The organism is Paenibacillus sp. DP01 (assembly GCF_044784315.1).
GTDB classification, from domain to species: domain Bacteria; phylum Bacillota; class Bacilli; order Paenibacillales; family Paenibacillaceae; genus Paenibacillus; species Paenibacillus polymyxa.
This window is the reverse complement of the sequence record NZ_CP173059.1, coordinates 4,655,429-4,678,112: the sequence shown is the minus strand read 5'-3', so window position 1 is coordinate 4,678,112 and position 22,684 is coordinate 4,655,429. Positions and strand designations below refer to the sequence as shown.

At 45.0% G+C, this 22,684-nt stretch carries 20 protein-coding genes; 17 read left to right on the top strand and 3 right to left on the bottom strand.

Going from position 1 to position 22,684, the window contains the following annotated elements; genetic code table 11:
- Positions 1 to 53 precede the first annotated feature (53 nt).
- From licT to yunB, 15 genes are all read left to right on the top strand, one after another.
- Positions 54 to 884 (top strand): BglG family transcription antiterminator LicT, encoded by an 831-nt coding sequence (gene licT / locus ACH59B_RS20620; RefSeq protein WP_016819962.1) that lies wholly within the window; start codon positions 54 to 56, stop codon positions 882 to 884.
- 252 nt (positions 885 to 1,136) lie between these two features.
- Positions 1,137 to 3,026 (top strand): beta-glucoside-specific PTS transporter subunit IIABC, encoded by a 1,890-nt coding sequence (locus ACH59B_RS20615; protein ID WP_016819963.1) that lies wholly within the window; start codon positions 1,137 to 1,139, stop codon positions 3,024 to 3,026.
- A gap of 219 nt (positions 3,027 to 3,245) precedes the next feature.
- Positions 3,246 to 4,736, top strand: a complete 1,491-nt coding sequence (locus ACH59B_RS20610; protein ID WP_025365789.1) for a sodium:alanine symporter family protein — start codon at positions 3,246 to 3,248, stop codon at positions 4,734 to 4,736.
- Positions 4,737 to 4,887: 151 nt separating this feature from the next.
- Positions 4,888 to 5,493, top strand: a complete 606-nt coding sequence (locus ACH59B_RS20605) for a bifunctional transcriptional activator/DNA repair enzyme AdaA (protein WP_016819965.1) — start codon at positions 4,888 to 4,890, stop codon at positions 5,491 to 5,493.
- The gene (locus tag ACH59B_RS20600) at positions 5,474 to 6,010 is read left to right on the top strand and encodes a methylated-DNA--[protein]-cysteine S-methyltransferase (protein WP_031462198.1); all 537 of its coding nucleotides are present in this window, start codon (positions 5,474 to 5,476) and stop codon (positions 6,008 to 6,010) included. The genes ACH59B_RS20605 and ACH59B_RS20600 overlap by 20 nt, the downstream gene beginning before the upstream one ends.
- Before the next feature lie 11 nt (positions 6,011 to 6,021).
- Positions 6,022 to 6,837, top strand: coding sequence for a radical SAM protein (locus ACH59B_RS20595; protein WP_330708044.1), 816 nt, complete (start codon positions 6,022 to 6,024; stop codon positions 6,835 to 6,837).
- Positions 6,838 to 6,898: 61 nt separating this feature from the next.
- The gene (locus ACH59B_RS20590) at positions 6,899 to 7,516 is read left to right on the top strand and encodes a DNA-3-methyladenine glycosylase (protein ID WP_031462196.1); all 618 of its coding nucleotides are present in this window, start codon (positions 6,899 to 6,901) and stop codon (positions 7,514 to 7,516) included.
- Positions 7,517 to 7,535: 19 nt separating this feature from the next.
- Positions 7,536 to 8,225: a DNA alkylation repair protein gene (locus ACH59B_RS20585; RefSeq protein WP_019688551.1), complete on the top strand. Its 690-nt coding sequence runs from the start codon at positions 7,536 to 7,538 to the stop codon at positions 8,223 to 8,225.
- Positions 8,226 to 8,294: 69 nt separating this feature from the next.
- Positions 8,295 to 9,890, top strand: coding sequence for a response regulator (locus ACH59B_RS20580; protein WP_404302531.1), 1,596 nt, complete (start codon positions 8,295 to 8,297; stop codon positions 9,888 to 9,890).
- 23 nt (positions 9,891 to 9,913) lie between these two features.
- Positions 9,914 to 11,770 carry a sensor histidine kinase gene (locus tag ACH59B_RS20575; RefSeq protein ID WP_019688549.1) on the top strand — a complete coding sequence of 619 codons (1,857 nt, stop codon included), beginning with the start codon at positions 9,914 to 9,916 and terminating at the stop codon, positions 11,768 to 11,770.
- Positions 11,771 to 11,868: 98 nt separating this feature from the next.
- Complete coding sequence (locus ACH59B_RS20570) at positions 11,869 to 13,233, top strand: sugar ABC transporter substrate-binding protein (RefSeq protein ID WP_017427258.1); 1,365 nt, start codon at positions 11,869 to 11,871, stop codon at positions 13,231 to 13,233.
- 32 nt (positions 13,234 to 13,265) lie between these two features.
- Positions 13,266 to 14,168 (top strand): carbohydrate ABC transporter permease, encoded by a 903-nt coding sequence (locus ACH59B_RS20565; protein ID WP_019688548.1) that lies wholly within the window; start codon positions 13,266 to 13,268, stop codon positions 14,166 to 14,168.
- A gap of 2 nt (positions 14,169 to 14,170) precedes the next feature.
- Positions 14,171 to 15,007: a carbohydrate ABC transporter permease gene (locus tag ACH59B_RS20560; RefSeq protein ID WP_019688547.1), complete on the top strand. Its 837-nt coding sequence runs from the start codon at positions 14,171 to 14,173 to the stop codon at positions 15,005 to 15,007.
- A gap of 83 nt (positions 15,008 to 15,090) precedes the next feature.
- The gene (locus tag ACH59B_RS20555; protein ID WP_016819975.1) at positions 15,091 to 16,023 is read left to right on the top strand and encodes an aldo/keto reductase; all 933 of its coding nucleotides are present in this window, start codon (positions 15,091 to 15,093) and stop codon (positions 16,021 to 16,023) included.
- A gap of 197 nt (positions 16,024 to 16,220) precedes the next feature.
- Positions 16,221 to 16,970: a sporulation protein YunB gene (yunB, locus tag ACH59B_RS20550; RefSeq protein WP_404304007.1), complete on the top strand. Its 750-nt coding sequence runs from the start codon at positions 16,221 to 16,223 to the stop codon at positions 16,968 to 16,970.
- A 43-nt stretch (positions 16,971 to 17,013) separates the two neighbouring features.
- Here the strand turns inward: yunB and ACH59B_RS20545 are convergent, their stop codons facing one another.
- Complete coding sequence (locus ACH59B_RS20545; RefSeq protein WP_404302527.1) at positions 17,014 to 18,120, bottom strand: M23 family metallopeptidase; 1,107 nt, start codon at positions 18,118 to 18,120, stop codon at positions 17,014 to 17,016.
- A gap of 243 nt (positions 18,121 to 18,363) precedes the next feature.
- On the opposite strand from ACH59B_RS20545, the gene lipA reads away from it, so the two are divergent.
- Together lipA and ACH59B_RS20535 are read left to right on the top strand one after the other, a co-directional pair.
- Entirely contained in the window at positions 18,364 to 19,266 is a 903-nt protein-coding gene (lipA, locus tag ACH59B_RS20540; RefSeq protein WP_016819978.1) for a lipoyl synthase, read from the top strand.
- A 24-nt stretch (positions 19,267 to 19,290) separates the two neighbouring features.
- Positions 19,291 to 20,154: a YutD-like domain-containing protein gene (locus ACH59B_RS20535; RefSeq protein WP_290405089.1), complete on the top strand. Its 864-nt coding sequence runs from the start codon at positions 19,291 to 19,293 to the stop codon at positions 20,152 to 20,154.
- Positions 20,155 to 20,292: 138 nt separating this feature from the next.
- Here the strand turns inward: ACH59B_RS20535 and ACH59B_RS20530 are convergent, their stop codons facing one another.
- Together ACH59B_RS20530 and ylbJ are read right to left on the bottom strand one after the other, a co-directional pair.
- A complete protein-coding gene (locus tag ACH59B_RS20530) occupies positions 20,293 to 21,096 on the bottom strand; it encodes an NAD kinase (RefSeq protein ID WP_013372943.1) in 804 nt (267 codons plus the stop codon).
- A gap of 66 nt (positions 21,097 to 21,162) precedes the next feature.
- Positions 21,163 to 22,461, bottom strand: coding sequence for a sporulation integral membrane protein YlbJ (gene ylbJ, locus ACH59B_RS20525; protein ID WP_404302524.1), 1,299 nt, complete (start codon positions 22,459 to 22,461; stop codon positions 21,163 to 21,165).
- Positions 22,462 to 22,684: the final 223 nt, after the last annotated feature.

Here is a 22,684-nt window from a genome sequence, read left to right as displayed (position 1 = left end):
AAAGTGGATGGAGCATGAGTGGCTCTTGCTGGCATATGGAACGGGGGATCGAGATGAATATAGCAAAGGTCATCAACAACAATGTAATTAGTGTTTACCAGACAGACGGTACTGAACTCGTAGTCATGGGTCGGGGGATTGCTTTTAAGAAAAAGCCTGGAGACACAGTAGATGAAACCAGAATTCAGAAGGTATTTGCGCTGAAAAACAAGCAGACATCCGATAACTTCAAAATGCTGCTGCGTGAGGTACCGCTGGATTTGATTGTGATTGTGGAGGAAGTCATTAATGACGCCAAGCATAATCTGAACAGAAAGCTGAACGAAAATATTTATGTTTCTCTGACCGACCATATCAATTTCGCTATTGAAAGGTACCGGGAAGGACTAGAAATCAAAAACGCGTTATTGTGGGAAATCAAGCAGCTGTACAAGGAAGAATTCGCGATTGGTCTAAGAACGCTGGAACAAATCAAACAAAAGCTCGCTATTGAACTGCCTGTGGATGAAGCGGCTTATATTGCCCTTCACATTGTGAATGCTGAAATGAATGAGGAAGTCATTACGACCATGAGCATTACGAAGTTTATCCAGCAAATTATCAATATCGCAAAATACCACTTTAAGGTTGATTTTGACGAGGATTCTCTAAGTTATTTCCGCTTTATTACGCATCTGAAATTTTTCGCTCAGCGCGTATTTAAAGGAAATCACTATGAAAATAACTATGATCATTTATATGACTTGATTAAGGAAAAGCACAAGGATGCAGCCGCTTGTACGGAGAAAATCGGAACTTTCGTTAAAAAAGAATACAATCATGAATTAACGAACGAAGAAAAGCTGTATTTGACTGTGCATATTGAACGAGTGGTGAACAGATAAGCTCTAAACTTTTTATTCGAAAAAGAATCGAAAGTATATGTTTAAATGTTTTTGTTGACAAATATGGTAGATTAAATGTATTATGTGAGTAACAGGAATTTAATAAGTTTTAACTGGGATTGTTACTGGTTATGCAGGCAAAACCTAAGTCATGAAAAATCGCGGGACTCAAGTGCCCACCATTTTTCAAGGCTTAGGTTTTTTGTGTGCCTAAATATGTAAAAAGCCCCTTAGAACATGGAGGTGTCCATCATGAGTTATGAAAAACTGGCTAAAGAAATTGTGCACCTGGTAGGCGGGGAAAAAAATGTAGTATCGCTCGTACACTGCGCCACGCGCCTGCGTTTTGTGCTAAAAGATGAGGCGAAAGCAGATAAGGCAAAGCTGGAGAAAACCGATGGAATTATTACGGTCAAGCAGAGCGGTGGCCAGTTCCAGGTTGTGGTCGGCAACAAAGTACCAGAAGTATACAATGCCATCGGCCAAGTATCCAACATTTTGAATGAAACTGGAAAAGAAGAGAACTCAACTAAAGGCAAAAAAGGATTTGGCGCTGTAATTGACGTAATTTCCAGCATTTTTGCACCATTGCTCGGAGTTATGGCGGGGTCCGGTATTTTGAAAGGTCTGCTGCTGATTGCGAGCAACCTCGGCTGGTTGGTTCCGAAAGACACTACTTATATGATTTTGTATGCTGCGGCCGACAGCTTGTTTTATTTCCTGCCGCTCTTGTTAGCGGTTACAACGGCACGGAAATTCGGAGGTAATATCTTCGTTGCTTTGACCATTGCCGGAGGGCTGCTTTACCCGACGATTGTCACGCTGAAAACAGAAGGTACAGCAACAGACTTTTTCGGTATTCCTATTGTGATGATGAGTTATTCATCAACCGTTATCCCGATTATTTTAGCCGTTATCGTCATGAGTAAGCTGGAAAAATGGTGCAATCGACTGATCCATGAGAGCGTCAAAAACTTTATTACACCTTTGATTCTACTTGTAATTATGCTTCCTCTGACTCTGATGGTTTTTGGTCCAGTTGGGGTGTATGTGGGCAATGCAATCGCTACCGCGCTCGTTGCTGCGTTCAGCTTTAGTCCGCTGCTGGCTGGAGCAATTCTTGGTGCTTGCTGGCAGTTGCTCGTTATTTTCGGTGTTCACTGGGGTCTTGTACCTGTATTTATTAATAACATTGCTGTTAACGGCAGAGACGGTATTAAGCCTGCTGCTTCGGCTTCCATCTTTGCTCAAACCGGTGCAGCGTTTGGTGTCATGCTGAAAACGAAAAATAAAAAGCTGAAAACGCTGGCAGGTTCTGCTACACTTACCGCTTTGTTCGGTATTACAGAGCCAGCGGTCTATGGGGTTACGCTGCCACTGAAGCGCCCGTTTATTGCTGGTGTTATCGGCGGTGCTGTCGGTGGTGCCATTATCGGCCAAGCGGGGACGCAAGCATTTGCCTCCGGCGCACCTGGGTTGCTGACTTTGCCGATCTTTTACGGTCCTGGCGGACAAGGCTTCCCAGGATTGATTCTAGGGATTACTGTTTCATTCTTGGTTTCGGCTATCTTGACTTATATTTTAGGCTTCGAAGATCCAGTTGAAGAGGAAGAAACCACTGACAACTCGGCTAAAGAATCGACTTCTACAGTTACCGTTTCTAACGAAGAGGTGCTAAGCCCGATTGAAGGAACGGTGGTCGCTCTGTCGGAGGTTCCCGATCCTGCGTTTGCTTCGGAAGCTATGGGTAAAGGTATCGCCATCCAGCCGACAACAGGCAGAGTCGTAGCTCCGTTCGACGGAACTATTACTGTAGCGTTCAAGAAAAAACATGCGCTTGCAGTGGTCTCGCATCACGGCGCAGAAGTTCTAATTCACGTCGGAGTAGATACGGTTAAGCTGGATGGTAAACATTTTACTTCCTATATCAAAGAAGGCGATCAAGTAAAAGCAGGAGATTTGCTACTCGAATTTGATGTTGAGCAAATCAAGGCAGAGGGTTATCCTACGATTACGCCAGTTATCATTACAAATTCTTCTGAATATACGGAAATCCTCCCCATCCCTCAAGGGCAGGTAACGGAGCAGGCACCGTTATTGAAACTTTCTAGCGCTCATAATGAGCAAGAAGGCATCGCCTGATTGCCTTAAGTAAGGACCAAGCTCTGATAATCCACATTCTCGGATCATCAGAGCTTTTTTGTCGTCCTATGATGCCGAATAAGGCTATTTGTAATTGACAATATGTCAATTAAATTAGCTTGTACGGTTGTAAAAACTAATCTATAATTTTTTGTAATTATGCAAATTTTCTGAAAACATAGACTAGATGAATTGATGGATCAGGGGGAAATGCAAGGAATGTTAGAGAAGTGGGCAGAGGCAGTAAATGGCGTCATTTGGAGCAATCCTGTGGTATATGTCTGTTTGGGCGTGGGGCTATTATTTTCAATCATGACTCGATTTTTACAAATTAGGCATTTCAAAGAGATGATTCGCCTTGTCTTTAAAGGAAAAAGCTCAGAGGCAGGCGTTTCTTCTTTTCAAGCCTTTACGATGGCGCTATCGGGACGTGTAGGGACGGGAAACATTGCTGGGATTGCATTGGCAGTCGGTATGGGGGGGCCTGGAGCGATATTTTGGATGTGGGTCATGGCCTTTATCGGGTCGGCTACTGCGTTTGTTGAGTCTACACTGGCTCAGGTATATAAGGTAAAGCGTGATGGTCAGTACCGAGGCGGCCCGGCTTTTTATATTGAAAAAGGAACAGGCTTAAAATGGTTTGCCGTTATTTTTGCGGTAGTAGCGTTGGTCGCTATGTGTTTGTTGATGCCAGGAACTCAATCGAACTCCATCGCCGTAGCCTTTCATAGTTCGTTTGGTATGGATATGAAGGTTTCTGGGATATTAGTAGTCGTGTTGCTGGCGCTTATCATTTTTGGCGGTGTCAAAAGAATTGCCAATGTGGCTCAGGTTGTCATACCGTTTATGGCACTGGGCTACATCCTTGTCTCTTTCTACATTATGATGACGAACATTACTGCGCTTCCCGAGGTATTTGCCCTGATCTTTCGCAGTGCTTTTGGTGTAGATTCAGTGTTCGGCGGTATAGCAGGTACAGCCATTGCTTGGGGTGTTAAACGAGGCATTTATTCTAATGAAGCGGGACAAGGCTCTGGTGCGCATCCGGCAGCCGCAGCAGAAGTGTCCCATCCGGCAAAACAGGGGCTGGTTCAAGCCTTTTCCGTATATGTAGATACTTTTTTAGTCTGTACGTCTACGGCTTTCATGGTTTTGTTTACAGGTATGTACAATGTGAAGGGACCAGGTGGGGGGTATATTGTGCAGCATCTCCCGGGTGTTGAAGAAGGAACCCAATATACACAGGCTGCTATTGAATCGGTATTCCCGGGTTTTGGCTCAAGTCTCTTGTCCATAACCTTGTTCTTTTTCGCATTTACCACCATTATTGCGTATTATTACATCGCTGAAACGAATATGGCTTACCTGGTTGCCGACCGTAAAGCCAAATGGCCTATGTTCCTGTTAAAGTTGGTAATTCTGGGTTCGACGTTTTATGGAACGGTCGTCAAAGAATCGGCCTTGGCGTGGACACTAGGGGATATGGGCGTCGGTATTATGCTTTGGGTCAATCTGATTGCTATGATTCTCCTGGCCAAGCCTGCGTTTCTCGTGCTTAAGGATTACGAGCAGCAGCGAAGGCAAGGTCTAGACCCGGTATTTGATCCGAAGCAGGCGGGAATTTCAAATGCAGATTATTGGTCACGGGAATATCAGCTTCCTTCAGATGAGTTGACGATCACAGTTGAACCGGGTAAGATTCAAGCCTAAATAAGATAGATTACTACATTTAAAGATGGCTCCTTGTGGGTCATCTTTTTTCATTATCTTGCCTTTACATTCCAAAAGGGGTACATATGTTCACTGTTTAGTTTATAATTTAGATATGAGACAGGGTACATTGCACAGAGGGGTGATTGAAATGAGAACATCCGATTTATCCATAACAGACGAGAAGTGGAGAGCTATTATAGAAAATGACAAGTCTTATGACGGGGTATTTTTGTATGCTGTGAAGACAACGAAAATATTTTGTCGCCCCTCCTGCAAATCCCGACCTCCTAAAAGAGAGAACATCCGTTTATTTATATCAGCAGAGCAGGCTTTGGCTGAGCATTTTCGTCCATGCAAAAGATGTAAACCGACAGGACAACGATTGCCTGATCACGACTGGATCGCAGGAGTTACAGAATACGTAGATTCGAATTATATGAAGGACTTAACATTGCACGTCCTGGCAGAGATCAGTCATGGAAGTCCGTACCATTTACATCGTACCTTCAAGCGAATCATGCATGTAACTCCGATGGAATATATACAGCGTACTAGGTTGGAACAAGCGAAGAAGCTGCTTATTTGCTCACAACAATCTGTTGCGGAAGTGGGGGAGAACGTAGGTCTGTCCAATACCCCTTACTTTATTACGTTGTTTAAAAAGAATATAGGTTACACTCCATTGCAATATCGCCAACTCGAATCCATAGCAACTCAAAAAGGAGATACACAGCATGGTATATCAAATGAATAAAACGATCTATTGGTCATTATTGGCACATGAGGATTGGAATTTATACATTGCAGCTACATCGGAAGGATTATGTTATGTTGGTTCGCTTAATCAAACTGTTGAGGAATTGATTGCATGGGCAGGAAGTCGATTTCCCGGCAGTCCTTTAGTTGAAGAGGATACCATTTTACAGCTCTATGCCAAGGAGTTGATTGAATATTTCCAAGGGGAGCGTACACATTTTACATTCCCTTTTGACTTTCATGGAACTGCATTTCAAATGGCTGTGTGGAACGCGCTGTGTAATATTCCGTATGGGGAGACACAATCCTATTCAGACATTGCCAACGCGATTCAAAAGCCGAACTCTGTTCGTGCGGTTGGTACCGCTATCGGTGCTAATCCGATTTTGGTCACCATCCCTTGTCATCGGGTCATTGGTAAGAATGGAGCTTTGACCGGATATCGTGGGGGGCTGGACATGAAGGTGAAGCTTTTGCAGCTTGAAAAGAATCACACACACAAACCAATACAGTAGTGAGGTCAGGTATGAAAAATGAGTATTACAAATCCCCCAAGACTCTTTTGAATAAAGGGACTGGCTTCTTGTCAGGGTATACACACTCGTTGAACCCGTATACCGGCTGTACCTTTGGTTGCTCGTATTGTTATGTACGCCAATTGCCAGTCTCTACGTTTCGGAAGGAAGCTTGGGGAACATGGGTTGATATTAAAAAAGAGGCGGCTGATATTCTTCGTAAGGAGCTTCGTAGGGCCAAATCCAAAGGTAAAGTCACAATTTTTATGTCGTCAAGCACAGATCCTTATCAGCCGGCCGAGTACAAACAAGAGGTGACCCGATCTCTGCTGGAAGTGATGGTGGAAAATCCACCGGATTTTCTCTTTGTACAGACGCGTAGTCCGCTTGTACGACGGGATATTGATTTATTGCTCCAATTGAAGGAACGTGTACGTGTGAGTATCACTGTAGAAACAGACCGCGAGGATATACGCAAACATTTCACCCCGGAGGCTCCTCCCATCCAGGCTCGTCTCCAAACACTGCAACTTTTAAAAGAGGCAGGTGTACCGACGCAAGCTACCATTGCTCCGATGCTGCCAAGCAGTGAGCATTTTGCAAACAAGCTCGTGTCTCTGGTCAACCGTGTCTGTATAGATGATTATTTTATGGGAGACGGCAGCGGGGGAAGGCGGACGCGTAGCTTGAACATTGGTGCGCTGTACGAGTCATTGGGGCTGGAGGAATGGTATCACCCTGCTGCGTATAAGGCGGTTTATGAGCGTTTTCTTCAGGTTTTTCCGAAAGAACAGCTCTATGTGAGCAAAGAAGGATTCGAACCCTGATATGAAAGCAACCTATGTCATTAAATGAAGAGTGCACCTTACAAGGGGAGCGGGAGAACCAATGGAAACGGTAATGACCAAGAACTTTGACTATGGTGAAAAGGAAATCAACTACCTGAAGACGGTAGATACCGTACTTGGTACAGCTATAACGCAAATGGGCAAGGTAGAACGCGTAATCATTCCTGACCTGTTTGCAGCGCTTGTTCATGCGATTGTGGGGCAGCTTATTTCCGCCAAGGCGGTTCAGACCATATGGACAAGGATGCAGGAAAAATTAGGAGCGATCACTCCGCAAAATATAGCTGTTCAGACGGCTCAAGATATTCAAAGCTGTGGCATCACCATGAAAAAGGCAGCATGTATCCTGAATATAGCCCAAACGATCGAGCAGGGATTGTTGGATTTACAGGAATTATATGAGTTTTCCGATACACAGGTGATCCAGAAATTATCCTCGCTGCAAGGGATAGGCCCTTGGACGGCTGAAATGATGCTGATTAATTGCATGGAACGTCCAGACGTCGTCAGTTGGGGCGATATGGCTATTCGGCGGGGAATGATGAAGTTGTACCATTTAGATACACTGACCAAGCAGCAATTTGAGGAGTATCGCCGAGTCTATTCGCCTTATGGTTCAGTGGCCTCCATTTATTTGTGGAGCATTTCATTTCGTTAACAAACAGGGAGTGGAAAATATGGAGAAGACCATCAGAGAACAGATATTGTCACATGTGGATACAGATTTTCAGAAATTTACGGCTGCATTGCTTCCGACGATTAATAATGTGCTCGGTGTGCGTCTGCCAGTGCTACGTAAGCTGGCTCAAGATATTGCCAAGGGAGATTGGCGTCTCTATCTGGAGACCGCTGAAAGTGAACACTTTGAAGAAGTGATGCTGCAAGGTATGGTGATTGGTTCTGTTAAAACAGATATTGAGGAAGTCTTGAGTTATACCGCCAAGTTTGTTCCTAAAATTGATAATTGGTCCGTATGTGACAGTTTCTGTGCCGGATTGAAAATTACGAAGCAACATAAAGAAAGAGTATGGGATTTTATTCAGCCCTATCTGTTTTCTAAGAAAGAATATGAGATTCGGTTTGGGGTGGTTATGCTTCTGAATTTTTTTATTGAGGAACAGTATATTAACCGGGTGCTTACTTTGCTAGATCAGACCCATCGGGAAGATTATTATGTACAAATGGCGGTAGCATGGGCGATATCTATCTGTTATATCAAGCTGCCAGAGGTAACGACGGCGTATTTAAGTCATAATACATTAGATGATTTTACTTTCAATAAAGCTTTGCAAAAAATCACAGAATCATACCGGGTGGATCAGGCCACAAAAACGACCATTCGTAGTATGAAGCGAAAAAGAAATTAGGATGGGTCCCCGCCTGTAAGTGTTATACTGAAAAAACATACGTGTATAAGACCGACAGGAGGGGAGTCTGTGAATTCGATCCCGCTGGGAGTGCTTGTTGTAGATGATGAAACTAGGCAGCGTCGTGGGTTGGCTGCCATGATCCGGGATTTACGTCCAGAATACGAGGTATGGGAAGCCAAGAATGGGAAAGATGCTTTGACCATTTCATTATCCCAGCCGATCCAGATCGTTTTTACAGATATTCAAATGCCGATTATGAATGGGATTGAATATCTACAACAATTGAGAACATCGGGTCAGCATGAGACCAAAGTTATTTTAGTGACAGTCTATCAGGAATTTAGCTATGCACAGCAGGCGGTACGGTACGGAGCGAATGATTATTTGGTGAAACCGGTGCAATCACAGCAGCTTATTGAAGTGATTCAACAAATGGAGAAGATCATTGTAGAAGAGCAGGGAGCACTCGGTGAAAATCGAACAGCGTTGAATCAGATCGAGCAAAGCATGCCTGCCTTTGTGGAGCATTTGTTTAGTAGATGCGTGACAGACAAGTTACAGCCTAACGAGAAAAGCTTATTAAAGAGTTACTTTGGATGGCAGGGGGTAGGAGAAGTTCTCGCATTGGGAGCATCTGCATCCCGCCCAGAGGATATATATACGTGGGATTCTAAGCTGCGAAACACGGTTGTTGAAATATTGCGGCCTTGGGCGTCTTCTGTCGTGTTCCCACTTGAAGTCCATAAAGACCATATGGTCGCCGTGGTGAATTGGAGAGACAGGACTGAAGGCAAGAAGGCCAAAGGTGCACTTCAAGCTGGTCTGAAAAAGGTGGAGCAACAGCAAGCTATCTCTATTTGGTTTGCTTGGGGTCAGCCTTTTGAATTTGATGAAATGCAAATAAGCCCATCTCACGAAAGGGCTGTTCGCCTGATCTCCATGCGCTTTTATACACCTCACATCAGATGTTTGAACCTTGTCGCTTCAGATGATGACCAGCCGGTACAGGAATTGAGCACTCATGAACAAATAGCCTTTCTAAAATTCGTTGAAAGCGCTATCTCCAATGGAAAGCCCGATCAGCTATTGGAATGGGTACAACATTTCATTGGACGAATGACGCAAGGGTACCCTCCACCTGATGCGCTTAAAGCTAAATTAATACACCTTCTCCTAGTTAGTTTACCACGGTTAAATATAGGGTGGAGTGAGGAAGCCTACACACGTTACTCGGAACAGTTGAACCGAGCTGTCGAAGAGGCCACATGTCTTCAGAATCTTGAGGATCGTATTGCAGCATGGTTAAAAGAGCTGATTCTTGAGCTTGACGGCAGCTCCAAAGGTGAACCTATCATGAAAAAATGCAAGGAATTTCTGGATACACATCTACATGAAGACCTAAGTCTGGAGATTGTGGCCCGGCGCTTTCACTATAATGCGTCCTATTTTAGCATTCTGTTCAAAAACTATTTTGGGCTCTCGTTCACGGAATATATGGTGAAGCTCAGAATGCAAAAGGCTCAGCACTTACTGCTGCATACAGACGCCAAGGTCGCAGAAATTAGTAGACAGGTTGGTTATAAAGATACCAAGTACTTCTTTAAAGTGTTCAAAAAAAACGTTAAGCACACACCCGAGGAGTTTCGTAGGAAATTCATTTAATCGTTAGGTGAAAGGAAGATACAATGCGCCAAGTCAAATATATATATCAAAAATTTTTGGACAGTAGCTTTCGTACGAAGTTGATGCTGTCCTATTTTTTGTTGTCTGGTTTCATCGTTTTGATCCTGGGCTTTGTCTACTTCGAAACCAGTGCGCGGAATATTACTGCAAACGTAACAGATAGCGTTACAAGTGTATTGCGTAGCAATAACCAGTTGCTGGATAACAAGCTGACAGCTATTCAAAAAACTGTGGATATGATTCCAATTGATCATGATCTTTTACAGACTATCACAGACGTGGATACTACGGATTCTTCATCGCTTTTACGAGCTGATCGCAGCATTACGAAAATTTTGTACAGATACTTTGGCAATATAGAGGAAGTATACGCTTCTCAGATTATGACGCAAAAGTATGCATACGGAAGTACAGAGCGGATGTATATTCCCGTTCTGCCGTTCTATTCTTCTCCCTTGGCGACAACGGCGGTACAAGCAGAGGGGGCTACCAGGTGGATTCCTGCCTATTCGTATGCCGACACCTTTCATCAGCAGGATTTAAAACAAGGTTCCTATGATTTTAGCTCTTTATTTGCTGTGGTTAAGCAGCTTCATTTGACTGCATTAGATGATGCTGGAACCTTCCATACGCTTCCTGAAGGAAAGGAAAAGCCTATACTTATATTGAATTTCCGGCCTGATTTGTTAAAGGATGGTTTTGAAGATTATGCAGCCCGCAGCGGATTTGCACATCTATCCTACGGTATGATTCACGATAACAACGGGATAGTCATGAGCTCAGATCGACAGCAACAAGCGGGGGAGCCCGTGGCGGATTGGCTGAAGAATGCCATTACTTCGGAACAAGGGACAAAAATGGTAAACGTGAAGGGTCGAAGTATACTACTGGTTTACGAAGCGATGAAGACGACGGGCTGGGTATCATATATAGCCATTCCCATGGAAGATGTACTGGGGCATTTGTCAACGATTCGTACCTACACCTTGTTCTTTTTAGGCTTTATGATGCTCATTGCTGTCATCCTTGCTTATTTGCTGTCGGTATACATCAGTAAGCCCATCACGGATATGAAACAGGCGATGAAGGTAATGGAAAAGGGACATTTTGATATTCGAATTCCTGAACGCGGCTATGATGAATTGGGGGATCTGGTGATCCGATTTAATCAAATGAATGAGAAAATTAAAGATTTGATCGAAGAAAATTACAAATCACGTCTTCGAGCCAAAGAATCGGAGTTAATGGCACTTAATTTACAGCTTAATCCCCATTTTTTGTATAACACCTTAACGACAATGTATTGGATCGCATTAGAACATAAACAACAGGAACTGGGCCGATTGATCATTAGTCTGGCGGAAATGCTGCAAATTACGACTCGAAACAAAAACGAGACCTGGAGCCTGGAAACCGATCTGAATTGGCTGGAAAAATACATTTATATTATGCAAAATCGCTTTGAGAACAAGTTCACAGTGGAGTATGATATTGATCCCATTTTACTTCAGATGGAGGTTCCCAAACTCTTCTTGCAGCCTTTTGTGGAGAATTCAATTATTCACGGCTTCGCTGAAATGGAATCAGGTGGTCGGATTAAGATCACAGCCTGGATCGAAAAGCAATTGGTGTGTTTTAAAGTCGAGGATAATGGATTAGGAATTCAAAAAGATCATATACGCCGCATTCAAGCTGGAGAAATCCGGTCAACGGGCATTAAAAATGTAGACAGAAGAGTACGGCTGTTATATGGGATGGAATATGGGGTTGCGCTCCACTCACCAGAAGATAAAGGGACATTTGTCCTGATCCGAATCGGAGAAACACATAGATCTAATCAAATGACACCAATCCAATGAGAGTGCGACTTTCAAAAATGTAAGCGTTTGCTAGAATAAATTTAGTGACGAAGCAACAAACGAAAAGATAAAAAATAAACGGTTTGGGGGCGTTACTCATGTTAAAACGAAAGTTATGGATCGTCTGCATGTGCTTGGTCGTTGGACTGATGTCAGCCTGTAGTTCAAATGAGAGCAGCAGTAAGCCAGTAGATTTGCAGGGGCACGAGCAAGTGACACTGACCTATGCCAGTTGGGGGAGCACCAATGAGAAGAAGGTTCAACAGGAGATCGCCAAAAAATTCACAGACAAATATCCGTGGATCAAAATCAACTATATGCACATCCCCGGGGATTACGTCACCAAATTAACGACGATGTTTGCCGCCAATCAGGCACCAGATGTATTTCCTATTTATAAAGCACAGGCTCTGCAATGGGCTGAACAAGGCAAACTATATAATTTAAATGAATTTTTGAAGGAGGATAAGGAGCTAACGAAGGAGAGTCTCATTCCTAATTCAGTCATCTATTGGGATAAGGATAAAGTGGCAGGGGTCAAGGTGACGGAGGAAGCCTTTGCGCTCTATTACAACAAGGATTTGTTTGATGAGGCTGGTGTTGCCTTGCCGCCAATCAAAGCTGAAGAGGCTTGGACATGGGAACAGTTCTTAGAGACAGCGCAAAAGCTCACCATTGATAAAGCGGGAAATAATGCGCTTAGCCCCAATTTCGATGCAAGTAACATCAAACAGTATGGAGTTCGGTTTGACACATGGATGTGGCATCTGCTAGTACCTTCCAACAACGCAAGCGTTATTTCAGATAAAGGGGACTCGCTTAATCTTGAAAACCCTGATGTGATTGAAGCCGTGCAAAAGATGGCGGACCTGATCAACGTGTATCATGTGGCACCGTCGCCTACGCAGTCCAAAAATATCCCTTCCCCGGCCGTAGCATTGCAAAGCAAACGTGTAGCGATGGATCTGGATGGGCAGTGGGTCCAATTGGATCTCGGAGAATCGAAGGTGAATTTTGGTGTAGGCGTGTTACCCAAACTGAAAAGCAGCAAAACGATCCTGTTTGGCGAACCGGAAGTGATTTCTGCCAAAACCAAACATCCGAAAGAAGCATGGATGTTTTATAAATTCTTGCTGGATGCTGAAAGCGGGCTTGACATGCATTCCAGCGGATTGTGGATGCCTGTCATGAAAAAGTGGTACACCGAACCAGACTTGATTAGCAAATGGGCAGATGTCAAGCCAGGCCATGCGGATGGATATCGTGATGCAGTCATGAACCAAACGCTGCATAACGGTGTCAATTCTTACGACTATTATTTGAAGAATTCGGAAAAAATCAATGCGATTATTAACCCGGCGCTGGATCAGGTATGGCTGGGCAAGAAAACGGTGGAGCAAGCATTTAAGGAGGTTTCCGCCAAGGCCAACGCTGAATTTAAGGGGACATATCCGAAAGAATAAGGTGAGGGTTTTGACAGAAAGAGAGGGATAGAATGCAATCATTATCTTCTATTCGTAAGAAGGAAAATGGGTTGGGGTGGCTTTTTGCCGCCCCTGCTATTCTCGGCTTTGTCATTTTTGTTCTGGGACCGATGATCGCTAGTCTCTGGTTCAGTCTTACCGATTATAAGGTTGCTTCACAGGCCCATTTTATTGGTCTGGATAATTACGTTCACTTATTTGACGGTACGGACCAATTTTTTTATAAATCCCTTGGGGTTACGTTTTATTATGTGTTTTTGAGTGTGCCCCTGCAAATTATAGTAGCCTTCTTTTTAGCGATATTACTTAATCAAAAGGTAAAAGGTCTGGCTTTTTTCAGAACCGTTTTTTACTTGCCTACGATTGTGCCACTCATCGCATCGTCTATGATCTGGATGTGGCTGTTTGATCCCGATCTTGGTTTACTGAATGTGGTGCTGCGTGCGCTACATTTGCCGGAAAGTCAATGGATTTATAGTGAAGGGTCGGTAGTTCCTACACTGGTTTTAATGAGTTTATGGACCGTTGGAGGAACCATGATTATTTTTCTGGCTGGCTTGCAAGATATACCTAGGCATTATTATGAAGCCATTGAAATTGACGGTGGGAACGCTCTTCATAAGCTTGTTTATATTACGATTCCGTTGACATCGCCCACAATTTTCTTTAATACGATTATGGGCTTCATCGGTGGATTTCAGGTGTTTGTCCAGCCTTACGTCATGACTCAGGGCGGACCTAACAATTCCAGCTTGTTCTACACATTTTATTTATTCCGCGAGGCATTTACTTTTTCGAATATGGGTTATGCCTGTGCGATTGCATGGGTGCTCTTTATTGTAGTTTTGATCTTCACTGCCTTTCTATTCAAGACAGCCCGCAAATGGGTGTACTACGAAGGTGGGGGGGCATGAGGATGAAAAACCGTGGTTTGAGTTGGGGCAGGATTTTACTCTATACGGTGCTGATTGTGGGGTCACTTTTTTGCATGTTTCCTTTTTACTGGCTGGTGAGAAGCTCCATGATGGATTTAAGTCAGATTTTTTTAATCCCGCCGAAATGGATTCCGGAGCCATTTGTACTTGAAAATTTTTTGCAGCCGTTTGAAGAGCTCTCGTTTGGTCGTTATTTTGTGAACACATTTATCGTCGTAGCAGGTACTTTAGCCGGTGTACTTCTGTCGAGTACTATTTCTGCCTATAGCTTTGCGCGAATGAGATGGAATGGAAGAGATAAGGTATTTGCTGTATTGTTAAGCAGCATGATGTTGCCGTTTGCGGTCACGCTAATTCCGTCTTTTATTGGTTGGCAGGCGTTAGGCATGGTTAATTCGTATGTTCCATTGGTATTACCTTCGTTTTTTGGTGGAGGCGTTTTTAATATCTTTTTGCTCAGACAATTTTATATGACTCTTCCGCGAGAACTGGATGAAGCTGTATTTGTGGATGGAGGCAACCATTTTACGATCTTTACTCGCATTATTTTACCTTTGTCCCGGTCAGCGATTTTGGTCATCGGATTGTTTACATTTTTGAACACATGGAATGATTTTATGGGGCCGCTCGTTTATCTTAATGATGAAAGCAAATTTACGTTGGCGATTGGGCTACAGCAGTTTCAGGGAATATATTCAGCGCAATGGGGTGTTCTGATGGCCGCTTCTTTAATTGTCGTGTTGCCAGCTATCATTCTTTTCGCCATAGGACAGAAGTATTTTATGGAAGGTATTGCCTTAACGGGGATTAAGGGATAAGAGCAGCAGCCAGGTACGCACTTTGCTTTTTTTGGAATTTAATAATAAAATGGAAGTAACTTTCGAAAAGGAGATGACGTGAATTGGCAGAGCAAGTGCGTATTGGCAAAACAGATTTATATGTAAAACCAATCGGTTTGGGTGCGAATAAGGTAGGAGGACATAATCTTTTTTCCGGTTTGAACAATGAAACGGGCAAAGAAGTCGTTCGCACAGCTTTGGATAACGGCATCAATTTTCTGGATACAGCTTTTATTTATGGGCCTGAGCACTCAGAGCGGTTGATCGGTGAGGTACTTAAAGAGCGCGGCAAACGTGAGGAAGCTGTCATAGCGACCAAGGGAGCGCATAAATTTGTGAACGGAGAGGTTGTTTTTGACAACTCGCCTGCTTTTTTACGTGAATCCGTCGAATCCAGTCTGAAAAGATTACAAACGGATTATATTGATCTGTTCTATATCCATTTCCCAGATGAAGCTACGCCAAAGGCAGAAGCAGTCGGAGAACTGAAGAAGCTTAAGGACGAAGGCAAAATTAAAGCTATTGGTGTATCTAACTTTACCATTGAACAACTTAAGGATGCGAATAGTGACGGCTATGTAGATGTGCTTCAATCCCATTATAATTTGTTGCAACGGGAAGCTGAGAAGGATCTGCTGCCTTATACTAAGGAAAATGGCATTTCGTTTGTGCCGTATTTCCCGCTAGCTTCTGGACTACTAGGTGGTAAGTATACGAAAGACATGACTTTCACGGACATCAGAGCGAAAGATCCATTGTTTCAGGGAGAGGCATTTGCTCGTAATTTGGACAAAGTGGAGCAGGTACGCGAGATCGCTAATGCGTTGAATGCAGAGGTTGCTCATGTGGTGCTTGCATGGTATTTGACCCGTGATTCGATTGATGCCCTCATTCCAGGCGCGAAGGGACCGGAGCAGGTTCTGGCGAATCTGAAAACGCTGAATGTCCAATTGAGTCAAGCGGATATCGAAAAGATTGACCACATTTTCAAATAATGAGTTGAGCTTGGAATGAATCGTATTTGAAATCATATATGTTTACCACCAGGAGGAGCTGCCGGACGGGCAGCTTCTTTTTCGTTTATTTGCGGCATATCCTTCTAAAGTAAGCTCATCGCTGCGGGGGGATCAGAATGAATAGAAAACCGCAATGGCACAGCAGACCAAACAGAAGGCGACGTGGCAGACGCAGGATGTGGCTCATTGTGGCATTGGCGCTGCTGGTAGGAATCGTACAGGTGGCCGCCTATGTGGAACAGCATTTGAAGCCACCCATGATGCATCTGGCTAAAGTGCGGGTCAAACAAATGGCGACAGAGGCTATTAATTCAGCAATTACTGCGCAGGTAGAGCAGGGGAAGACTGCTGATAATTTGATCGAATGGAGAACGGATACGCAAGGGAGAACCTCTGGATTTGTTCTAAATTATGCGGAGCATATGAGAATTACGTCAGACACGCTCAAAGCAGTCAAGGCAACGATGGACAGTATGAGTCATTTTGATGAAAGTGTTCCGATTGGTCAGGCATTGGGGAGTCCGCTACTGGCAGCTTATGGACCCAAGGTTCCCCTAAAAGTGGAGCCGCATGGAGCAATCAAGGTGGATTTAAATACACGTCAGCAGGATGCGGGCATAAACATGATCTTGGTGGAAGTGTACATTCGAATTACGACGGAAGTGTCTGTGGTTATACCGTTTGAAATGCAACCTCAGATTGTGGAGACGGAAATCCCGGTTTCTTATTTGCTGGTAGTGGGCAACGTCCCGATGTACTACTATGACAATCAGGGGAAACCAGTCGGCAAAAATGGTGCAACCGCTCCGCAGTTGGCACTGCCTTCCCATTCTATAGAGAGTAGCGGCGTTGTAGATTCCAGCATAGAAAGTGTTCCAGAGATACAGGAAGACCCCAATTCCCTCAATCAGTCCCCAACGCCATAAACAAGAGGGGATGAGTGTGAGTTACTCAAAAAACCAAAGGGACCTATGAGGAGGTCCCTTTGGTTTTTCCTGATTTGAGCGCTTTACGTTCACTCTGCTCCCACTGTCTTAATAGCGGATATGGATCAAAGGACCAGTCTGTCCAGCCATTGTCCCGGTATATACCATAGTGTAGATGTGGTGGGAACTTGCCTTGGGTACCCGGTTTCCCATAGCCCGAGCTTCCGACCCAACCCACCGTCTGACCAGGCGTGACGATGTCTCCGTTATGAACGGTTTTATCAAAGCCGGAAAGGTGTGCATAGTAGTGATAGCGGTTGTTGAGATCACGAATACCGATTCGCCAGCCTCCGAAGGGATTCCAGCCCTTCATTTCAACTACACCGTAGCAGGTGCTGCGAACCGGAACTCCGTAGCCAGCAAACAGGTCAGTCCCCTCGTGTATACGGTAGCCCCCCCAGCTGCGTCGGCTTCCCCAAGTGCTGCGGTAGCTATAAATGCTGCCTAGAGGCAGCGGAAAAGCTTGACTGACCAGATCAAGTTTGCCATACCTCTGATACAGCTTGGCAAACTGCTGAACTCTTTGAACCGAGCGGCTGTTATGGTAATATTCCCACACGGCAATACCAAATTCATCCTCGTTATTTCCATACTTTCCGAGATAAGAAGCGATGCTGAACAGCAAATCCTTGTCATTATTGCGGTCAGCAATTCCATCGCCTGAGCCGTCTTGTCCCAGCCCGGAAAATAGTTCAATGGAACGTGGATTTTGATCCTCGGCATCAGGGTTCAACAGACCGGACCATACCGATCCCGTCACAAAAATACCTATGATCCGTTCCGCATGCTTGCGATCCTTGGGATGGGCCACCGTGAGTGTGCGTTCGTACTGGTCGATGGCAGCCAGTCTGTACCAAGGGACTCCTGTCAGGGCTTCAATGGAGTGATATAAGGCAAGTCTGGACGTATACGATGAAGACGAAGCATGTGAAGCATCCATATTTGTTGTCAGGTTATTTCCGGCTGACGAGGACTTTGTGTCCTCGGTAAAGGCGTGAGCAGGAAGCGGACAAGCCGTTGTCAGTGTAGTAGCGCACAACAGCAGCGATAACAGACGAACAGCGCGGACTGCCCGCGTAGGGTAAGACACGTGAACCGACCTCCTATAAAAGGGCTTAAGCGCCCGGTAAATTCTTGGCCCGTATTTGCGTAATTAGGGCGCTTTTGATTAGATTGAGCCATATCCGCCGCTTTTATCCATCTCAAGAGTTTACTTTTTCCGGCATCAATGTCATATCAAAAAGGGAACAATGAATGGAGGTTTTTCCATGGCTTTCATGCTATAATGTATGGCAATGACAGCTTAAGCTTATCAGAAAGAAGGTCTATGCCATTGTCTAAAAAAGTGAAGGAAGCTAAACCCGATTGGATTCGTATTAAACTTACGACAGGCGATAACTATCAGGAAATCAAGAGCATGATGCGTTCCAAGACATTACATACCGTATGTGAGGAGGCACGATGCCCTAATATATATGAATGCTGGGCCAACAGGACAGCTACATTTATGATTTTGGGTGATATTTGTACGCGTGCGTGTCGTTTTTGCGCAGTAAATACGGGAATGCCTACGGAACTGGACTTGCAGGAGCCTGAACGCGTCGCAGAAGCGGCTGAGAACATGAATTTAAAACACTGTGTCGTAACCAGTGTGGCCCGCGATGATTTGAAAGACGGGGGCGCTACAATATTTGCAGAAACGGTTCGTGCGATTCGCCGCCGATTACCTTTTTGCAGTGTAGAAGTATTGATTCCCGACTTTATGGGCGACATTGAGTCGCTGCGAATCGTCATGGATGCCAAGCCAGATATTTTGAATCATAATATTGAAACGGTGGAACGCATGTCCGACAAGGTTCGGGCTAAAGCGAAATATCACCGCTCTCTGGAATTGCTTCAACGTGCAAAACAATTAAATCCGGATATCCCAACGAAATCAAGCATCATGTTAGGTGTCGGAGAAGAGTGGGACGAGATCTTACAAACCATGGATGATCTGCGCAAAGTCGATTGTGACATTATGACAATTGGTCAATACTTGCAGCCATCCGAGAAACATTTATACGTGCAAAAATATTATCCACCGGAAGATTTTGCGAAGTTAAAGGAAGAGGGATTACAGCGAGGATTCAGCCACGTCGAATCCGGTCCGATGGTCCGCAGCTCCTACCAAGCGCATGAGCAGGTGAAGTCGGCCGCTCAGCATAAGGAAGAAAGCGCCCTTTCGCAGGTTTGATCCGGGAAAGGCGGTCAGAATAGCTTGTTTCAAATCGGTGGTAAAAACTATGAAGTGTTGCAGGATCACAAGAACGGGTGGAATCCCGAAGCCTTTCGTGATCGATATAGTGAAGTGTTGGATCGCTATGATTATATTATTGGCGATTGGGGTTACAATCAGCTTCGTCTGAAGGGGTTTTATCGAGAAGGGCACCCCAAAGCCAATAAAGATACATCCATTGTGGTATTGGACGATTATATTAATGAATACTGCAATTTTGGCTGTGCCTATTTTGTGCTGCAAAAAAGCCGTGAAGTTGAAAATAAGAACGGTACCAGTGATGACTTCGTTCCTCCCGACATCCAGCAGTTGGTAGATGCTCAAAGGGAACAAGCGGAAATGTCAGAAACTGAAGAGCGTCAAGAAGGTTCACAACCTTCAGCTGGACAAACGGAATGGCCGCAACCACAGCAGGATTCCGCAGCTACAGAGGAGTCGAGAGTGGAACAGCCTTCAGAAGCCCGCCAACCACGAGAGTTGCAACGTAGGGAACCGAAGGATGCGCAGGAAGTACGTGAACGACAGCCGCGTGAAGCTCGCGAAAGTCGCCCATCCAGAGAAGGACGTGAAGGAAATCGGCAGCGTGAAGCACGTGATTCGCGCCAGTCAAGGGAACCGCGTGAAGCAAAGGATGGGCGAAGTTCGGGGGAAGGGCAGCAAGCCCGGGAACCACGTAGGCAGCGCAATCCACAAGGAAACTTCGATAAAAAGGAATCGCGTGGGCCACGCTATGATCGCCAGCCAAAGGAAAATCGGGAGGGACGGCAAGTTCGTGTTTCGCGTGAACCCGAGGGCCAGCGTCAAAAAAATAAAACATTCACATCTCCACAACAAAACGGTTCCTGAATTTTCAGGAGCCGTTTTGTTTGTAAGTCGTCCACAACTGCCAATGTTATGACCAACTTTTTGCAAATATTAAAATGGGGCTAACGCTTCCTCCTGACTAATTAAAAAAAGAGCCAGGATTTGGCTCTTTTACAGATTCTAATTGAGGAAAGCGTTGCGTACCCGATCCCAAAATGGGAAAGGACGGTAACGAGCGAAGCTGATCTTCTGACTTGCCACCTGACATCGAACAGAGATCAAGTCATCCACAGGAAAGTTCAAGTGATCTACAGTCAGTAAAAGACGCTGATCTTTCCGTGAAAAAATATCACAATGATGATGTTTTGGCAGTAGCAGGGGGGATCCCAATGTCCGGTACACACGGTTATTAATGGAAGCGATCTCAGTCAACTGTAATGCTTCAATGGTAGGGTGAACCATAGCTCCGCCAAGTGCTTTATTATAGGCGGTTGTTCCTGAAGGTGTAGAAACACATATACCATCACCACGGAACATCTCAAAGGTGATATCGTTAATATCTACTTGGGCAACGACCGTGCCATCTACCCCTTTTAATGTAAACTCATTTAAGGCAATAAAAGAAGCATTGCCTGACTTCTTGTGAATTTCCAACTCAATCAGTGGATACTTAACGATTCTCGGGTTAAGCGGTCCCTCAGATCCGCTTTGGCTCATCAGGTGGATTAGCTCCTCCAGCTCGTCCGCACGCCAATCCGCGTAAAAGCCCAGATGACCGGTATGTACACCAACAAAGGCAATATCCGGAATGCGGTCAATGAAGGTATGAAACGCATGAAGCATCGTACCATCGCCTCCAATAGACACGACGATTTCCGGCGATTCGGCATCCAGCTTGAAATTCTTTTCTTGGGCAAGACGGTGAAATTGCTGACTCAAGTCCATGGAGTGCTGATCCCCGCGATCCAGAACATAATATCTCAAGATGAAAAGCTCCTTTGTCATGGGTATATATCGATCATAATCAATTATGAGCAAGAACACAATCGTTCATTGCCGGTGTGTTCCTTTCAATCGTATGAATAAGCGACTTGTACCCACGCTTAACCAGGAGAGAGCAAGCATTCCAGCCAGTATGCAGGCAAGAAGCAGCAGACTTTGCAGCAGCATAGCGGACGAGAAGCCAGGGGACCATGCGATATCGTGGACCGGAGAAAAGACTGGAGAGCTTCCCTGCCCCATTAATGGGCGCCATAACACGAGAGCTAGCAGTGCAGAGATGATCCCGTGCGCAGCCCGGGCCAGCAAAAATGGCATATAGCGGAGATTTGTCATATTTAAAATACTTGCAACCTGTGCATGGACGGATAGCCCGCCCCAGGAGAGAACAAAAGCTGCTGCGGCTACCTTGAACGGTAATGCCGCTATTGCAGCTTCACCTGCAGCTTGCGCACCTAAAGTGACTTCAAAAATACCACCTACTATGGACTCTGTTAATGTAGGAGGAAGACCACAGGCAGACAATAGGCTAGCCGTAAGCAGATGAAGCCCGCTCATTAAGCCGGAGTTCGTCAAAGCTTCTAAAATGACGCAGAAGAATACAACCAGCCCTCCTACGACAATAATAAGGCGTAGGGAGGAAGCAATCGCCTGACGAAGCAACTCACCCAATGGACGGCCATCTTCCAAACGTGCTGTATGCATGGCATATAACGCTTGGCGCAGTGGCCCAGGCTGTTTATTGCGAGCTGTTGTTAATGTGTTAGCAGACTTCGACCAGGCTTTTTGAGGAGGTTGAGAGCGTTTGCTGCGAATATCGTTTTTTTCTGAACGGGAACCATGGAAGCGCATGAGTAGTCCGATGATGAGAACGCCACCGTAATGGGCCGCTCCCAGGACGAGTGCAATTTCGGGTTGATGGAAGAAGCCAACAGAAACTGCACCAATCAGAAATATCGGATCAGAGGAAGTCGTAAACGCGACCAAACGTTCACCTTCAATGCGAGTGATCCATTTTTGTTCCCACAGCTTAGCGGTTAATTTGGCCCCTATAGGGTAGCCGGATGCACAACTGACCGCCGCGACAAACCCCCCGCACCCAGGTACACGGAATAGAGGCTGCATCAGTGGGTCCAGTAGCGCACCTATGAAATGGACAATTCCAAAGCCGAGAAGAAGCTCGGAAATAACGAAAAATGGGAATAGGGACGGGAACAGCACATCCCACCAGATGGCAAGACCGCGAAGCCCAGCATTCAAAGAAGATTGCGGATACGCGGCCATCAGTATGAATAGGAATAACAGCATAAGGATGAGCAAAGGAAGCGAGAAACGGCGGTACAGCGACATAGAGGCCCCTCCTTTGGAGTTGTACTATTATACCTATGTCGAGGATGGACAAAGAGTACAAAAAAGTAAAGAAAACGATTACATGGAATGCTGTTTTTTTGTAAAGAGTATGTTAAAATAAGAAAACAACGATTCCATAACCTTAAGGATGGAGTGATCAGGATGAGTATCGTTGCCGGTCTGTTTGTATGTGCTTTTGTGTATGTCATTCGTGCCTCTCTCG

Bases quoted from the DNA above. Each gene is read 5' to 3' on its own strand.
- licT (WP_016819962.1), top strand. From the start codon at position 54: ATGAATATAGCAAAGGTCATCAACAACAATGTAATTAGTGTTTACCAG.
- ACH59B_RS20615 (WP_016819963.1), top strand. From the start codon at position 1,137: ATGAGTTATGAAAAACTGGCTAAAGAAATTGTGCACCTGGTAGGCGGG.
- ACH59B_RS20610 (WP_025365789.1), top strand. From the start codon at position 3,246: ATGTTAGAGAAGTGGGCAGAGGCAGTAAATGGCGTCATTTGGAGCAAT.
- ACH59B_RS20605 (WP_016819965.1), top strand. From the start codon at position 4,888: ATGAGAACATCCGATTTATCCATAACAGACGAGAAGTGGAGAGCTATT.
- ACH59B_RS20600 (WP_031462198.1), top strand. From the start codon at position 5,474: ATGGTATATCAAATGAATAAAACGATCTATTGGTCATTATTGGCACAT.
- ACH59B_RS20595 (WP_330708044.1), top strand. From the start codon at position 6,022: ATGAAAAATGAGTATTACAAATCCCCCAAGACTCTTTTGAATAAAGGG.
- ACH59B_RS20590 (WP_031462196.1), top strand. From the start codon at position 6,899: ATGGAAACGGTAATGACCAAGAACTTTGACTATGGTGAAAAGGAAATC.
- ACH59B_RS20585 (WP_019688551.1), top strand. From the start codon at position 7,536: ATGGAGAAGACCATCAGAGAACAGATATTGTCACATGTGGATACAGAT.
- ACH59B_RS20575 (WP_019688549.1), top strand. From the start codon at position 9,914: ATGCGCCAAGTCAAATATATATATCAAAAATTTTTGGACAGTAGCTTT.
- ACH59B_RS20570 (WP_017427258.1), top strand. From the start codon at position 11,869: ATGTTAAAACGAAAGTTATGGATCGTCTGCATGTGCTTGGTCGTTGGA.
- ACH59B_RS20565 (WP_019688548.1), top strand. From the start codon at position 13,266: ATGCAATCATTATCTTCTATTCGTAAGAAGGAAAATGGGTTGGGGTGG.
- ACH59B_RS20560 (WP_019688547.1), top strand. From the start codon at position 14,171: ATGAAAAACCGTGGTTTGAGTTGGGGCAGGATTTTACTCTATACGGTG.
- yunB (WP_404304007.1), top strand. From the start codon at position 16,221: ATGTGGCTCATTGTGGCATTGGCGCTGCTGGTAGGAATCGTACAGGTG.
- ylbJ (WP_404302524.1), bottom strand. From the start codon at position 22,461: ATGTCGCTGTACCGCCGTTTCTCGCTTCCTTTGCTCATCCTTATGCTG.